Source organism: Kitasatospora sp. NBC_01266 (genome assembly GCF_036242395.1).
Classification (GTDB): Bacteria; Actinomycetota; Actinomycetes; order Streptomycetales; family Streptomycetaceae; genus Kitasatospora.
In genome coordinates, this window is sequence record NZ_CP108458.1 from 2,069,401 (window position 1) to 2,084,517 (window position 15,117).

Sequence of the window (15,117 nt, forward strand, 5' to 3'; positions counted from 1 at the left end):
GCGAGGTTTGTGTCGTGTCTTCCTCCCAAGCGCCCAACGCCCAGCCGGGCCTGGGCCGTCGGCTGATCCTGCTGCTCGCCCTGGCCTGCGGCATCGCCGTTGCCAACGTCTACTTCCCCCAGGCCGTCAGCCCGCTGATCGCCAAGGGACTGCACGTCAGCCCGGGATCGGCTGCCCTGGTCGTGACCGCCGCCCAACTCGGTTACGCGGCAGGCATCTTCCTGCTGGTTCCGCTCGGTGACCGACTGCGGCACCGCAAGCTGATCGTCACCCTGCTGGCCCTCACCTGTGTGGGCCTGCTGGTGGCCGGCGCCGCCAACTCGCTGGCCCTGCTGGTCGGCGCCAGCGCCATGGTCGGCCTGACCACGGTGGCCCCGCAGATCATCATCCCGATGGCCGCCGGCCTGACCGCCCCCGAGCGGCGCGGCGCCGTCACCGGCACCCTGCTCAGCGGGCTGATCGGCGGCATCCTGCTGGCCCGCACCTTCAGCGGCACGCTGGGTCAGTGGCTCGGCTGGCGCGCCCCGTACCTGATCGCGGCCGGCCTGGTGGCCCTGCTCGCCGTCATCCTGGCCTTCGCCCTCCCGGACACCACCCCCGCCACCAAGGACCGCTACCCCGTCCTGCTCGGCCAGGCCTGGCGCCTGCTGCGCAGCGAGCCGCAGCTGCGCCGCTCGGCCTTCTACCAGGCCACCGTGTTCGCCGGCTTCAGTGCCGCCTGGACCGCGCTGGCCCTGCTCGTCACCGGCCCCGTCTACCACCTGGGCGCCCCGGCCGTCGGGATCATCGCCCTGGTCGGCGCCGGCAGCATGTTCTGCACCCCGCTGGCCGGCCGCCGCATCGACCGCAACGGACCTGACGCCGTCAACCTGATCTGCATGATCGGCGCCGTCGCCGCCGCCGCCCTGCTCCTCGTCGGCAGCCTGGGCGGAGCCATCGGCCTGATCGGCCTGGGCGCCGGCATGCTGCTGCTGGACGTCGCCATGCAGTCCGGCCAGGTCGCCAACCAGGCCCGGATCTTCGCCCTCAACCCGGCGGCCCGCAGCCGCCTCAACACCGCCTACATGACCTGCTCGTTCCTCGGCGGCAGCGTCGGCTCCTGGGTCGGCGTGCGTGCCTACAGCGCCTTCGGCTGGAACGGCGTCTGCGGCCTGATCGCCATCTGCGCCGGCCTGGCCCTGGTCCGGCACCTGCTGCGCCACACCGCCCTCGCCCCGGTCGCCCCGGCCGCGCCCGAGCCGGAGCCGGTCGCCGCCTCCCGCTGAAACACCTGAACAGAAGCACTGTTGACGTCCCGTCAGATCCTTTCTGGCGGGACGTCAGGCATGCCGGAACGCGTCCGGCCTCGCCACGCGTTCCTCTCAGCAGAACCGACTGCGCAAAGTCGTCGCCCGACCCGACGGTCCGGGCCCGTGCCGAGATACCGTTTCCCTGCTGGCACCGCCCGTTCGGCTCGCCCAACTGACGCACGAATGTTTCCAGTTGGCCGCCCACCAGCTTCTGATTCCGACCGGCGCCGGGCGCCGGGCCGCTCTTCCTTTCCGAGTCACACCGTTGTGGAGGTCTGCTCATGAGCGCCGCTGACTACATCATCGTCGGGGCCGGCTCGGCCGGCTGCGTCCTCGCCGACCGGCTGAGTGCCGACGGCACCAAGCAGGTCCTGCTCATCGAGGCCGGGCCTGCCGACCCCGAGCAGAACCCGGACGTGCAGGTCCCGATCCTCTTCCCGCGCACCTTCGGCAGTGAGCTGGACTGGGGCTTCGAGACGGTGCCGCAGGCCACCCTCGCCGACCGCGCCATCCCGATCCCGCGCGGCAAGGCGCTCGGCGGCTCGTCGGCCATCAACGCCCAGCTGTGGACCCGCGGCCACCGCGCCGACTACGACGGCTGGGCCGCCGACGGCTACCCGGGCTACAGCCACGCCGAGTTGCTGCCGTACTTCGAGCGGGCCGAGGAGCGGATCAAGCTGGCCGGCCTGCGCTACCCGGTGCCGGTCACCCCCGCCTTCCTGGACGCCTGCGCCCGGCTCGGCCACGCGCCGTCCGCCGAGCAGCAGGAGGGCTACGCCGTCGCCCGGGCCACCCACCGGGACGGCCTGCGGTTCAGCTCCGCCGACGCCTACCTGGGTGCCGCTCGCGACCGCGCCAACCTGACGGTGCGCGCCGACGTGCAGGTGAGCCGGGTCCTGTTCGAGGACACCCGCGCCGTCGGTGTCGAGCTGGCCGGCCCCGCGGGCACCGAGGAGATCCACACCGAGGGCGAGGTGATCCTGGCCGCCGGGGCGGTCGGCAGCCCGCACCTGCTGCTGCTCTCCGGGGTGGGCCCGGCCGAGCAGTTGGCCGAGCACGGCATCACGCTGGTCGCCGACGTCCCCGGGGTGGGCCGCAACCTGACCGACCACCTGCTGATCCCGCTGGCCTTCGAGGCGCAGGGCTTCAGCTCTCCGGGCAGCGACGCCGGACCGGAGCAGATCGAGCGGTACCTCAAGGACCGTACCGGCACGCTGGACTCGATCATCTCCGAGGCGCTGCTGTTCCTGCGGACCGACGAGGAGCTCACCGCCCCCGACATCGAGGTGGTCCACCTGGTGGTCCCGATCGGCGAGCACCAGCGTCCGGCGGACGACGGCCTGGCGCTGGGCGTCATCCTGCTGCGCCCCGACAGCCGGGGCAGTGTCAGCCTGCGCAGCGCCGACCCCGCCGACGCCCCGCTGATCGACCCGCACTACCTGACCGACGAGCAGGGACACGACCTGGCGACCCTGGTGGCCGGCGTGCGCAAGGCCCAGGCGATCCTCCAGGAGCCGGAGTTCGCGAAGTGGCGCGGCGAGGCGCTGACCGACGGCGCGCTCGCGGAGAGCACCGAGGAGATCGTCGACTACATCCGGCGCACCGGTGGCAGCATCCACCACCTGGTCAGCACCTGCCGGATGGGGCCGACGGAGGCGGACGTGCTGGACCTGTCGTTCAAGGTCCGCGGCACCTCGGGCCTACGGGTGGTGGACGCCTCCGCGATGCCGAGCATCGTCCGCGCCCACACCCACGCCCCGGTCACCATGCTGGCCGAGCGCGCCGCCGACGTGATCCTCGACGAGCGCTGAGCTCTCAGCCGAGCCCACGGCCACCGCCTGACGCACGGGCGGTGGCCGTGGTCACGACGTGCGCCACGGAATCAGCCCGCGGTCAGCCGGACCTGGCCAGCAGCGTCCACGGCTCGGGGCTGGCCAGCGCGAGGCGGGGCTTCTGCGCCGCCCAGTAGCGGACCGAGGCCGCCATCACCTGCGCCGGGTCCTCGACCGTCCGGGTGGGCTCGAAGGGCTCGGTCATGCTGGTGTAGCTCTGGAACATGGCGAGCAGCTTCACCGCCTGGCTCTGGAAGGGCGACAGGTACTGGTCGGCGAGCGGCCGGAAGAAGCGGTCCCAACTGTCGCCGGAGACCATCGGCGGGCGTTCGATGGGTGCCACGCCCTGGGCGGCCCGGCACTCGTTGAGGGTGTCGCAGATGACCGCGACCAGCGCGTCGAGGGTCAGGCAGGCACGGCCGGCGGCGACCACCTCGGTGCGCGGGTGCGCCGGGGGCACACCGAGCGCGGCCGTCGCGATCACCTCGGCGACCTCGTCCACCGGGCTGATCTCGGCGTAGCCGGCCGGGTCGCCGACCACCACGGCGGCCAGCCCGGAGACCAGCGCCTGCAGCAGCGTGTAGGGGCCGGAGAAGCGGGCGATCTCGCCGCTGCCGCGCCGGCCGACCACCAGCGGCGGGCGGACCAGCGTCAGCGGGCCGGGGTGCTCGGCGCGCGCCACCGCCTCGCAGGTCGCCTTGGACCACTCGTATCCGTTGCGGTAGCCCTCGAACTCGGCGCCGCGCAGGTCCTCGGGGTTGCGCACGCCGCCGACGTAGGCGGTGGAGACCTGGATCAGGTGGGTGTCGCGGTCGGCGAGGCCGATCACCGCCCGCAGCGGTTCGATGTTGGCGGCCACCGCCTCCTCGCGCCCCAGCGTCCAGCGGGTGCTGGCCGCTGCGTGCACGATCACGTCCCAGTGGCCGGCGAGGGCGGCGGGCGGCGGCTGCTCGCCGATCCGCCAGCGCACCAGGGAGTCCTCCTCGGCCCGCCGGGCCACCCGGACCAGGGTGTGCTCGCGGTGGCGGCCGGCGGCGCGCAGCCGCTGCGCGACTTCGGTGCCGATCACTCCGGTCGCGCCGGTGAGAAGGACTCGCATGGCTCCGCCTGTTCGTCTCGGTCGGTGATGGGCAAGGGCGGTGGTGGGCAAGGGCGGTGTTAGGCAAGGGCGGTGGTGGGCCGGGTCAGCGGTGGTCGGGGTCGGGGTCGGGCGGGTGCTCGGGGCCGGGCAGGTGGGCGGGTCCGGTGGTGGTCATGGTGCGGGGGCCAGCACCAGGCAGGCGTTCTGGCCGCCGAAGCCGAAGGAGTTGGAGAGCACATGGGCCGCCCCGATGGCGCGCGGCGCACCGCCGACCAGGTCCACCAGGTCGGCCTCCGGGCTGCCGATGAGGTTGGCGACCGGCGGCACCGTGCCGCGCGCGGCGCAGCGCAGCGCGAGCGCGGCCTCCAACGCGCCCGAGCCGCCGATCAGATGGCCGGTGACGCCCTTGACGGCGGTGACCGGAGGTGGTGCACCGTCGAAGCAGTGGTGGATCGCCCGGGCCTCCGCGCGGTCGTTGAGCACCGTCGAGGTCCCGTGGGCGTTGACGTGGCCGATGTCCGCCGGGGCGAGTCCGGCGTCGGCGATGGCCTGCCGCATGCAGCGGGCCGCGACCTCGCCGTTCTCGTGCGGGGCGACGATGTGGAAGGCGTCGCAGTTCTCGGCGTAGCCGGCGATCTCACCGTGGATCACCGCGCCACGGGCGCGGGCCGCCTCCCAGCGTTCGAGGACCAGGACGGCCGCGCCCTCCGCCATCACGAACCCGTCCCGGTCCGCGTCGAACGGCCGGCTGGCCAGCGCGGGGTCGCCGTTCCTGGTGGACATCGCCCGCATCCGGGCGAAGGCCCCCATCACCACGGTGGTGACCGCCGAGTCGACCCCGCCGGCCACCGCCACGTCGAGTTCGCCGTAGCGGATCTTCCGGGACGCCTCACCCAGCGCGGTGCTGCCGCTCGCGCAGGCGCTGGAGTAGGTGGTGCAGGCGCCCTGGAAGCCGTAGCGCAGCGCCAGTCGGCAGGCCGGCGAGTTGGCCATGGTGCGCGGCACCGTGTGCACGGGCATGTCGCGCGGCCGGTCCGCGTGGCTGATCGTGACGGCTTCCATGCTCGGCAGGCCGCCGATCCCGGTGCCGATCTGCACGCCCACCCGGTCGAGCCGCTGGTCGGCGGGCAGTTCGGCCTCGGCGAGGGCGTCCGCCGCCGCGCAGAGCAGCAGTTGGGTGGTCCGGTCGATCTGGCGGGACTCGCGGCGGGTCAGGTAGGCGTCCAGGTCGAACGGCGGGACCAGGCAGGCGAAGTGCACCGGCAGGTCCTGCTCGACCAGCCGCTCGAGGCGGGTCGCGGTGGATCTGGCGGCCAGCAGCGTGGCGAACGCGGCGTCGAGGTCGTTGCCCGCCGGGGACTTCAGGCCGATCCCGGTGACGGCGACCCGGTGCCCGCCCGAGGGATGCCGCCCGCTCACCGGGGTCCCGCCAGCCGGATCTGCAGCAGATCGATCGCGTGGCCCACGTTCTGAGCTGCCGTCAGATCCTGCAGCTCGATCCGCAGTTTCAGGCTGCGTTCCAACCTGGCCCCGATCTCCATGAGTTCCAGGCTGTCGATCCCGTAGTCGTCCAGCAGGCTGGTCCTCTCGTGCACCTCGTCGGGCTCGGTCCCGAGCACGTCCGAGATGACCGTCCTGACCGTTTCGGCCAGTTCCTCGCGAGTGGGCATGTCGTCGTTCCTTCCGCCGCGTTCTGCGGCAGTTCCGCCGGGTGGCGTCAACCAGCACTTGCGGCCGGCACGGTGCGCTCGGCCACCTCGATCGCGGTGTCCAGGATCTCGGCCGCCCGCGCGATGTCGGCCGCCGTGCTGACCAGTGGGGGCAGCAGGCGCACGGTGGTGGGGCGGCCCAGGCAGGGCGAGACCAGCAGTCCGGCGCCGGCCAGCTCCATCACCACCCAACCCGCGGCCTGCGGCGAGCTGAAGTCGATCCCGCGCAGCAGCCCGCGACCGCGCACCTCGCGCACCACGCCCGGGTGGCGTTCGCGCAGCCCGTCCAGTGCCCCGTCCAGCAGCCCGGACAGCACCCGGCCGTGGTCGGCCAGTTGCTCGATCGCGGGCAGCACCTCCGGCAGCACCGCGCAGGCCAGCGGGTGGCCGCCGAAGGTGGCGGAGTGCAGGAACGGGTCGGCGGCCAGCGGGGCGTACATCCGCTCGGTGCAGAGCAGCGCCGACAGCGGGAGCACGCCCCCGCCCAGCGGCTTGCCGAAGAGCACCGCGTCCACGGGCAGGCCGTCGGCGAGCGCGACCGAGCGTGCTCCGCACCGGCGCAGCCCGCACTGGATCTCGTCGGCGATCACGAAGGTGCCGTGCCGGGCGGCGTCCGCGCACCACTGCCGCAGCACCTCGGTGGCCAGCGGCACGGCGCCGTTCTCGCCCTGCACCGGTTCGAAGACGACGGCGGCCACCTGGCCGCCCGCCACCTCGCGCAGCACCGCCTGCGGATCCTGGGGGTCGAGGTGGACCACGTCCGTCAGGCAGCCGAGCAGGCCGACCCGGTAGAGCGGGCTGTGGGTCAGCGCGAGGGCGCCGAGCGACTTGCCGTGGAAGCCGCCGCGGACCGCCAGCACCCGCCCGCGCCCGGTGGCCAGCCGGGCCAGCTTGACGGCCACCTCCACCACGTCGGCGCCGTTCAGCCCGAAGTAGACCTTCGGCAGCGCATCGCCCAGGTACCCGGAGAGGCAGGCGGCGGCCCGGGCCGCGACCGGATTGGCCAGACTCCGGGTGGAGGTCGGCATGGTGTCGAGCTGCCGGCGGACCGCCGCGACCGCGGCCGGGTGGCGGTGCCCGAGCAGGGTGACGGCGTAGGAGCCGAAGTCGAGCACGGTGCGGCCGTCGGAGAGCGTCACCCGGCAGCCCTCGGCGCGCTCCTCCACCGCGCCGCGCCCGGCGAAGTTCCCGGTCAGCGCGAGCTTCGGGGAGAGGTGGCGGCGCAGTTGGTCGAAGGCCTCGGCGGCATCGGCGTGGCCGGCGCGCGATGTGCCGCTCACCGGACGGCCTCCGGCTCGGCCGGCTGGCGAGCGGGCAGCTGCTGGTCGGCCCCCTGCTGATCGGGCAGCTGCTGGTCGGGCAGTTGCTGGTCGGCTGTCTGCTGGTCGGGCAGCCGCCGCTCCAGCAGCCGCTGCTCGAGGGCTGCGAGCATCTGGGCGGCGCTCTCCCGCAGGGCGTCCGCCGCCACCGGGTTGAGCATCTCGGCGAGCAGCGGGATGCCGATGTCGAAGTCGACGTGCAGCGAGACCGTGCTGCCGCCCGAGGGCTCGGCCGCCACCGCCCAGTGGCCGACGAACTCCCCCAGGTCGCCGCTGATCTGCTCGAAGTCGAAGCGGCGCGCCTGCCGGTCGATCACCTCGGTCTCGGTCCAGCGCAGGACCGAGCCCTTGAGCCGGACCGACCAGGCGGTGGTCCGGTGGCTGTCGTCGCGCTGCTCGACGATCTCGACCGAGTCGACGCTCTCCATGCAGTCCGGGTAGCTCAACACGTCCACCACCGCCGCCCAGGCGTCCTCGGGCGGCACCCCGATCCGCAGATCCACTTCAACGCGTGGCATGACGCGACCTCTCTTCATGGCGTTCGGCTTCGGGACCTGCGGGCTCGGGACGTGCGGGCTCGGGAGGTCCAGGTGCCGCAGCGTGCGGTCGCAGCGCCTCGGCGAGCGCGGCGGACAGCGCCCGTGGCAGCAGCCGCCGCAGCACCGCGCGCGGCAGCGGGCGGACATGGGTCATCGCGTACCACTGCTCGACCAGCTCGCAGCCGAGTTCGAGCTTGGGCTGGTACGCGGTCTGGGCGAACCGGATGCGCCGGCAGCCGGTGGCCATCGCGAGCCGGATCGCCGCGTAGTGCACGTTGTGGTAGAGCCTGGCCTCGTGTGCGAGGCGGTAGTCCAGGCCGATCCGGGCGCCGGTCGCCCCCGAGCCCGCGAAGAGGCAGAGCAGGAAGGCGACCGGCCGCTCCCCCTCGAAGCAGACGACCAGGCGCCGGCGCAGGTCGACCCCGCCCTGCACGGCGGCCAGGAAGGAGGCGTCGAGCAGGTCGAGCGTCTGGTCGGCCCGGTCCATCACCTGCCGGTAGAGGGCGAGGAGTTGCGGCAGCAGGTGCTGGAAGTCGTCGAGCACCTCGATCCGCAGCTCGCTCCTGGCCTCGAACTTGCGGATCTTGCTGCGGGCGTTGCGCCGCGGCTTGGCCGGCAGCGCGGCCAGGTAGTCCTCGAACGAGCCGCTCTCCAGCGGGAGTTCGGTGTCCGGCAGGCTCGGCAGGAAGAAGAAGTCGGCATCCTGGAGCGCCGTCCGCAACGGGTCCAGATCCGCCGGTGCGAAGTCCTTGAAGACCACCGTGCCCAGCCGTTCACGCCGCGCGAAGTCGAGGACCGCCGCCACCAGCAGCCGGCTGGCCTCCTCCCCCAGCGCACCCGGCGCCAGCACGTGACCCTGCCCCAGCAGGTTGCCGCAGAACAGCATCGGCACCCGCAGCAGCCCGGGGGCCAGTCGGCGCAGCGGCGCGAGCAGGCGTCGCTCGCGCGGCCCGACCACCCGGTCCAGCCACAGCTCGCGGAACAGGCAGAGCGGTAGCACGGCCGCCAGTACATCGCCTTGACGGATCGTCAGATAGGAGTAGCCGTCCGGCCCGACCCGGCTGCGCTCGAGCGCGGTGAAGACGCCTCGGGACCACATCGGGTCGTCGGCGGGGGCGAGTTGCTCCCAGAGGTCGAGCGGCAGTTGCTCGACGCTGCGCAGCAGCTCGACGCGGTACCCGGGTTCGCGCTCGGCGGTGGACTCCGTCGCAGTCACCGGCTCAACCGATCCGCAGCGGACGGCCGTCCAGGAAGTCCCGCAGCGGGCGGGCCATCCGGCTGCGGGCCGGCGGGTGGAAGGTCAGGCCGACGGCGGCCGAGGCCAGGTACGAGCCGTCCGGGGAGCCGATGAACGCCATGCCGCCCAGCGCCGCCAGGCAGACCCTGGTGGTGCTGGCGATCGCGTCCTGCGCGGCATAGCGCACGCTCAGCGCCTGGACCAGCAGCGCTTCGCTCCACTCCTCCTCGGCCATCGCGCGGGCGACGGCCTCGACCGCGAGCATCGCCGCCTCGACCGCGACCAGGTAGGGGGTCGGATCGTCCTGCTCGCCGCCCCGGCGCCGCAGCGTGCGTTCCACCAGCGCGCTGGCCACTCCCAGGTAGCCGGCCGTCAGCAGCACCTCGAACCAGAGGAAGCCCGCCACGTTCAGCGCGTCCGGCACGGCGTCGGCGGTGACCTCGGTCGCCATCACCATCGCGGGATCCAACTCGACTTCCTCGAGGATGACTTCGTCGCTCTCGGCGCCCGCCAGGATCGGTGTTCCCCAGAACGGGCGCACCGTGATCCCCGGCGTGCCGGCCGGGATCAGCGCGATGCCCAGCCGGTCCACGCCGTCCTCGCCGCGCAGCACCACCGAGGCCGTCAGCAGGTCCATCGAACGGGAGAGGCTGCACGGCATCTTGCTGCCGTTCAGCACGATCCGGTCGCCGCGCCGCTCGGCGGTGATGTGCGGGCTGAGGATGTTCTGGCCCGGCCGGCCCTCGGCGAACCCCGAGGCCACCAGCATCCGGTCCTTCGCGACGGCCTCCAGCAGCAGCCCTTCCAGCCCGTTGCCGTACTTGGCGGCCTCGACCAGCCCCGCGATCGAGAAGTGGTGCATGGTGGTGGCCACCGCGAGCGAGGGACAGCGGGCGCCCACCGCGCGCTGCACCCGGACGGCCTGCAGCGCGCTCGCCCCGGCGCCGGCGTTGGCCGTCGGCACCAGCAGCCCGGGGCCGCCGGCCTCGCGGAACGCCTGGATCGCCGGGCTCGGCGACTGCTCCAACTCCGCCAGCGGGTACCGCGCGAGGGCCTGGTCCAGGCCGGGCATGAGCTCTTCGAGTGCGGCGCGTTCGCGATGCAGGAAGTTCACCGGGCGGGTCCTTCGGGAAGTGGCTGGGCGGAGCGAGGGCTTGGGCGAACGGGGCGCCAGCGGGCTGGCTCGGGGGCTAGCCCGTGGTGGTCAGCGGCAGGCGGTCGAAGGAACGCAGGGCGGCGGACCCCCGCCGCACCGGTGGTCCGGCCAGGCCGAGCGCCGGGAACCGGGCGAAGAGCCGTTCGAGCAGCACCACCCCCTCCAGCCGGGCCAGCGCGGCACCGAGGCAGTAGTGCGCGCCCGCGCCGAAGCTGAGCACCCGGACGTCGGGGCGCCGCACCAGGAACGCGTCCGGGTCCGGATACCGCGCGGGATCGCGGTTCGCGGCGCCGAGCACCACGGTCACGCTGCCGCCCGGCTCGATCGCCACCCCGCCCACCTCCAGCGGCCGGGCGGCCAGCCGCTCGGTCATCAGCGCCGGCCCGTCCCACCGCAGCGACTCCTCGACCGCGCCGGGCAGCAGCGCCCGGTCGGCGCGCAGCAGCGCCAGCTGCTCGGGGTGGGTGAGCAGTGCGAACACCGAGCCACCGAGCAGCCCGACGGTGGTCTCGAAGCCGGCCACGAAGACCAGCAGGAGCAGGTCCACCAGTTCCCGGTCGGTCAACTCCGCCGCCGCGGGGCCGGCCTGGGCGAGCAGGGTGGAGGCCAGATCCGCGGCGGGCCGCGCCCGCCGCTCGCGCAGCAGCCCGGTGAAGTACTCGCGCAGGGCCAGCACCGCCTGGTCGGCCAGCTTCCAGTCCGCCGCCGTCCGCACCGGCTCCAGCAGCCGCGCGGCGTCCCGCCCCAGTTGGTGGAACCGCCCCTGCTCCGCCGCGGGCACGCCGATCAGCCCGCCCACCACGGCGACCGACAGCGGATAGGCCACCAGTTCCTGGAAGTCGGCCACGCCACCGTCCGAGCCCGCGTCGGCGAACCGGTCGAGCACCGCGTCCACCTGCTCGGCCACGCTCGCCGACAGCGCCGCGATCCGCCGGGCGCTGAACGCCCTGAACAGCGGCCGACGCAACCGTTCGTGGGCGGCGGCGTTCGTACCGAGGAGGCAGGAGTAGAAGAAGTCCGCGGCGGGGTGCCCCAGCCAGTCGGGCCGCTTCCGGAGCAGCCAGACGCGGTCGGGTACCACGAAGTCGGGATTGGTCAGGACGGCCTGGCAGTCGGCGAACCGGGTCAGGAAACGGGTGTCAAGGCCTTCCCGCTGACAGTGGTAGACGGGGGCGGCTTCCCGGAGCAGTGCGAGCGATGCGTAGGGACTGTCGCCGTCCTCCGGCGACAGCGCCGAGAGCAGGGCGACCTCGGGGCTTGCCGGACTGTCCAGCAGGCTGTGCGCCGGACCATCCACCGGGCTGTTCAATGCGCTCGCTCGCCTTCGCCTGCGGCTGTGCATACCGAATTCAGCGGACGAGGATCGAGAAGTTCGCCAACGTCCGGATTCACCCTACCCTCAGCCAAGCAGCCTGCACCATGGCACAGTTGATCGAAGAAAAGGAGTCCCAAAAATACCGGTGCGATAATTCCGGATATCCCTTCCATCTTTTGTACGACTGTTTCTTGGGCACGTGCCGCCGAGACCCCGAGACCCCGCAGGCCCCCCGGCCCGAGCAGTCTCGGGCCGGGGGCCTGCGGGGTCGTGCGGAGTTGTCCAGGCAGCTCAGCGATCGGTCGTCCCGCTCCAGTAGGGGTCCGCCGTCGCGCCGGTGTACGGGTACGCGCCGGTGTACGGGTACGCGCCGGTGTCCGGGTACGCGCCGGTGTCCGGGCAGTGGTGCGCGTAGGCATCCGGGCGGGCGTCCTGAACGTGCCGCGGCTCCGGCGCCAACTCCGTTGCCTCGAACCGATGCTGCGGCGTGCCACGGCCCGCCGCCCGTCCCGGGCGCAGCGGCCACCAGATGCTCCGCCCGAGGATCGCCGCCAGCGAGGGCACCAGCACGATCGACAGCAGGAAGGCGGAGAGCAGGATGCCCAGCGCCATCGAGAAGCCGATCTGCTGGGTCGACGGCGACGGGTTGACCGCGAGGGTGCCGAACGAGGCGGCCAGCACCACGCCCGCCGTCGCGATGGCCGGCGCGGTGTGCCGCACGGCGCGGGCCACCGCCGCCCGGGCCGGTCCCGGCTGCTCCATCTCCTCCCGGATCCGGTCGCTGATCAGGATGTTGTAGTCGGTGCCCAGCGCGACCACGAAGAGGAAGAGCACCAGCGGGAGGGTGAAGTCGACGCCCGGCTTGTGCATCGCGTGCTGGAACAGCAGCGCGGCGGCGCCCAGGGTGGCCGCGAAGCCGAGGCCGACGGAGAGCATCAGGACCATCGGCGCGAGCAGGCTGCGCAGCAGCATGAGCAGGATCACCGCGATCAGCGCCGCCGCCACCGGGAAGACCAGCCGCAGGTCGTGGCCCAGCGCGGTGGAGACGTCGGCGAAGATGGCCGGCGTGCCGCCGACATGCGCCACCAGGCCGGGCGGCGTGTCCTTGGCGACCGCCGCGCGCAGCGGTCCGGAGACCAGGTCGCGGGCCTGCTGGGACTGCGAGTCCGCGGTCAGGAACAGGTCGATCCTGGCCGCCTGCCCGCTGCCGCTCAGCACCGGCGCGGCCACCTGGCCGACCCCCTTGACCTGCGCGAGGTCGTGGGCGAGCGCATCGACCGCCCCGCCGCCCAGCGTGCTGCCGTCGGTGGCCTCGACGAAGACGCTGGTCGGGTCCGACACGCCGGCCGGCAGCGCCCGGGAGATCTCGGCGGCGGTGCTCTGCGCGGCGGTGCGCGGTCCGCCGCCGCTCTGGCTGTAGTCCATCGTGATCCCGGCCAGCCCGGTGGCCAGCGCACCCAGCAGGGCGAGGGAGGCGACGGCCAGGACCACGGGCCGCCGCGCCACCAGGGCGCCGAACCCGGCCGCCGCGCCCTCGCGGGGTGCGCGCTTCAGGGCGCGCGAGGGCCAGAACAGCTTGCGCCCGGCGGCGGCCAGCACCGCCGGCATCAGCGTGAGGCTGGCCAGCAGCATCACCAGGACCGAGACCGCGACGGCCGGGCCGAGCACCCGGAACTCCCCGAAGCTGGCCACCCCGAGGGTGGCGAAGGCGGCGACGATGGTCAGCGCGGCCGAGCTGACCGCGGTGCCGACCCGGCCGCTGACCTCGGCGGCGACGGCGCGGTGGTGGCGGTCGGGGTGGGCGCGCAGCTGCTCGCGGAAGCGGAACAGCATGAAGAGGAAGTAGTCGATGCCGATGCCGAGCAGCACCACGCCGATCAGGCTCGGCACGCTCGGGTCGAGCTTGATGCCGGTGAGCAGCGCGGTGCCCACCACCGCCCCGCTCGCCGCGCCGCCGATGATGGACACCGCGATCAGCGGCACCAGGGCGGCCAGCACGCTGCGGAACACCAGCACGTGGATCAGCAGGATCAGGCCGACCATGCAGCCGGAGGCGATCGCGGCGAGGTTCTTCCCGGCGTCGGTGGAGTCGACCTGGTCGGCCAGGCCGCCGGTGAAGCCGGTCCGCAGGCCGACGCCCGCGAACTCGGCCCTGGTGCTGTCCCGGAACGCCCGGAAGGTGTCCTGCAGACCCGGGTCGGCCGAGTTGCCGGTCAGGTTGGCGGAGAGCAGCTCGAAGGACCGGTCCGGCGCCACCATGCCCGGGCCGATCTGCGGGATCTGCGAGTAGTTCCGCTGCAGCGGCGGCGCGTCCTTGGTCTTGGGCATGGTGACCTTCAGCCGGCCCAGCTTCTCGGCCTCGGTGCCGATCTGCCGCTGGTCCGCGGCGGTCAGCGGCCCGCCGTCCGCCCTGGCGACCAGTACGGTCACCGGGTTGGCGTCGGACTTCATCCCGAACTGGTCCTGGGCGATCTTCATGGCGGCGGCCGAGTCGTAGCTCTTCGGCAGGAAGTCGGCGGTCTGGGTCTGGGTCACCCGGTAGGTGAACGCCTGGCTCAGGATCATCAGGGAGATCCCCAGGACCAACCAGGTGGCGATGACTTTCCAGGGATTCCTGGTGGCGAACCCGGTCAGGGCGCGGATCACAATGTCCTCCGGCGATGGGGCAGTTGCCGGGGGGCTCCCGGCTGATCTCCAGACCATCACGGCGCACCCCCCGTTCTCGTCTGAGCGCAGGACGAGAACGCCACCAGGACCGGGGTCCGGCGGGCGGCCCGGACCAGGACCCTGGTCCTGGTCCGGGATCGGGCCGCGGTCCGGGCCCACGACCCCCAGCCACCTGCGAGAATGGCTGACGGACGACGGCGGTGGCTGCCAGCCGGCGGCCGGCGGCCCGCGGCCACCGGTGGACGGAGAGGACAGGCTCGGATGACGGGATCCCCGGAGCGGATCAGGGTGTTGATCGCGGATGACCAGCCGCTGGTGCGGCGCGGCCTGGCGCTGATCATGGCCCCCGACCCGACGGTCGAGGTGGTGGCCGAGGCGGAGCACGGCGAGCAGGCGGTCGAACTCGCCCACCGGCACCGGCCCGACGTCGTGGTGATGGACATCCGGATGCCGGTCCTCGACGGCGTGCGGGCCACCGAACGGCTCGCCCGGGAGCTGCCCGAGTGCCGGGTGCTGGCGCTGAGCACCTTCGACATGGACGAATACGTGGTCGCCGCCCTGCGCGCGGGCGCCTACGGGTTCCTGCCCAAGGACATCTCCCCGGAGGAACTGCTCGCGGCGGTGCGCACCGTGCACCTCGGTGAGGCCGCCGTCGCGCCGCGCCTGCTCACCCGGCTGATCTCCACCTACGTCACCGCGCCCCGGCACCCGGGACCGCCGCTCCAGGTCCCGACCCCGGCCGAACTGACGCCCCGTGAGGTCGAGGTGTGGCGCCTGCTGGCCGGTGGCCTGGACAACGCCGAGATCGCGCGGGCGCTGGGGATCAGCGTCTCCACGGTCAAGAACTACATCACCAGCATCTTCGGCAAGTTGAACGTCCGCGACCGCGCCCAGGCGGTGATCGCGGCCTACGAGTCCGGTCTGGTCGAGGCCCGGCCGGCGAGCTCGACAGGCTGACCGGGCCCGCGACGCG

General features: G+C 73.3%; 12 protein-coding genes. 3 read left to right on the forward strand and 9 right to left on the reverse strand.

The window, feature by feature from the left end; genetic code table 11:
- The first annotated feature begins 14 nt into the window (after positions 1-14).
- The gene (locus OG403_RS08460; RefSeq protein ID WP_329562781.1) at positions 15-1,265 is read left to right on the forward strand and encodes an MFS transporter; all 1,251 of its coding nucleotides are present in this window, start codon (positions 15-17) and stop codon (positions 1,263-1,265) included.
- Between the two features lie 305 nt (positions 1,266-1,570).
- Complete coding sequence (locus OG403_RS08465; protein WP_329562784.1) at positions 1,571-3,100, forward strand: GMC family oxidoreductase; 1,530 nt, start codon at positions 1,571-1,573, stop codon at positions 3,098-3,100.
- A gap of 82 nt (positions 3,101-3,182) precedes the next feature.
- Here OG403_RS08465 and OG403_RS08470 read toward each other — a convergent pair whose 3' ends face one another.
- From OG403_RS08470 to OG403_RS08510, 9 genes are all read right to left on the reverse strand, one after another.
- Positions 3,183-4,220 carry an SDR family oxidoreductase gene (locus OG403_RS08470; RefSeq protein WP_329562786.1) on the reverse strand — a complete coding sequence of 346 codons (1,038 nt, stop codon included), beginning with the start codon at positions 4,218-4,220 and terminating at the stop codon, positions 3,183-3,185.
- A 153-nt stretch (positions 4,221-4,373) separates the two neighbouring features.
- Positions 4,374-5,621: a beta-ketoacyl-[acyl-carrier-protein] synthase family protein gene (locus OG403_RS08475; protein WP_329562788.1), complete on the reverse strand. Its 1,248-nt coding sequence runs from the start codon at positions 5,619-5,621 to the stop codon at positions 4,374-4,376.
- Entirely contained in the window at positions 5,618-5,872 is a 255-nt protein-coding gene (locus OG403_RS08480) for an acyl carrier protein (RefSeq protein ID WP_329562789.1), read from the reverse strand. The genes OG403_RS08475 and OG403_RS08480 overlap by 4 nt, the downstream gene beginning before the upstream one ends.
- A gap of 47 nt (positions 5,873-5,919) precedes the next feature.
- A complete protein-coding gene (locus OG403_RS08485; RefSeq protein ID WP_329562790.1) occupies positions 5,920-7,191 on the reverse strand; it encodes an aspartate aminotransferase family protein in 1,272 nt (423 codons plus the stop codon).
- A complete protein-coding gene (locus OG403_RS08490; RefSeq protein ID WP_329562792.1) occupies positions 7,188-7,748 on the reverse strand; it encodes a type II toxin-antitoxin system RatA family toxin in 561 nt (186 codons plus the stop codon). The genes OG403_RS08485 and OG403_RS08490 overlap by 4 nt, the downstream gene beginning before the upstream one ends.
- Entirely contained in the window at positions 7,735-8,985 is a 1,251-nt protein-coding gene (locus OG403_RS08495; protein ID WP_329562794.1) for a GNAT family N-acetyltransferase, read from the reverse strand. The genes OG403_RS08490 and OG403_RS08495 overlap by 14 nt, the downstream gene beginning before the upstream one ends.
- Positions 8,986-8,989: 4 nt before the next feature.
- The gene (locus OG403_RS08500) at positions 8,990-10,120 is read right to left on the reverse strand and encodes an acyl-CoA dehydrogenase family protein (RefSeq protein WP_329562796.1); all 1,131 of its coding nucleotides are present in this window, start codon (positions 10,118-10,120) and stop codon (positions 8,990-8,992) included.
- A gap of 76 nt (positions 10,121-10,196) precedes the next feature.
- The gene (locus OG403_RS08505) at positions 10,197-11,471 is read right to left on the reverse strand and encodes a cytochrome P450 (RefSeq protein ID WP_329562797.1); all 1,275 of its coding nucleotides are present in this window, start codon (positions 11,469-11,471) and stop codon (positions 10,197-10,199) included.
- Positions 11,472-11,768: 297 nt separating this feature from the next.
- Positions 11,769-14,123 carry an MMPL family transporter gene (locus OG403_RS08510; protein WP_329562798.1) on the reverse strand — a complete coding sequence of 785 codons (2,355 nt, stop codon included), beginning with the start codon at positions 14,121-14,123 and terminating at the stop codon, positions 11,769-11,771.
- A 282-nt stretch (positions 14,124-14,405) separates the two neighbouring features.
- Here OG403_RS08510 and OG403_RS08515 point away from each other — a divergent pair, with 282 nt between their 5' ends.
- A complete protein-coding gene (locus tag OG403_RS08515; RefSeq protein WP_329562799.1) occupies positions 14,406-15,101 on the forward strand; it encodes a response regulator transcription factor in 696 nt (231 codons plus the stop codon).
- Positions 15,102-15,117: the final 16 nt, after the last annotated feature.

What these genes read in the sequence shown, in the direction of transcription:
- OG403_RS08465 (WP_329562784.1), top strand. Translation starts at nt 1,571, where the DNA reads ATGAGCGCCGCTGACTACATCATCGTCGGGGCCGGCTCGGCCGGCTGC.
- OG403_RS08470 (WP_329562786.1), bottom strand. Translation starts at nt 4,220, where the DNA reads ATGCGAGTCCTTCTCACCGGCGCGACCGGAGTGATCGGCACCGAAGTC.
- OG403_RS08480 (WP_329562789.1), bottom strand. Translation starts at nt 5,872, where the DNA reads ATGCCCACTCGCGAGGAACTGGCCGAAACGGTCAGGACGGTCATCTCG.
- OG403_RS08490 (WP_329562792.1), bottom strand. Translation starts at nt 7,748, where the DNA reads ATGCCACGCGTTGAAGTGGATCTGCGGATCGGGGTGCCGCCCGAGGAC.
- OG403_RS08515 (WP_329562799.1), top strand. Translation starts at nt 14,406, where the DNA reads ATGACGGGATCCCCGGAGCGGATCAGGGTGTTGATCGCGGATGACCAG.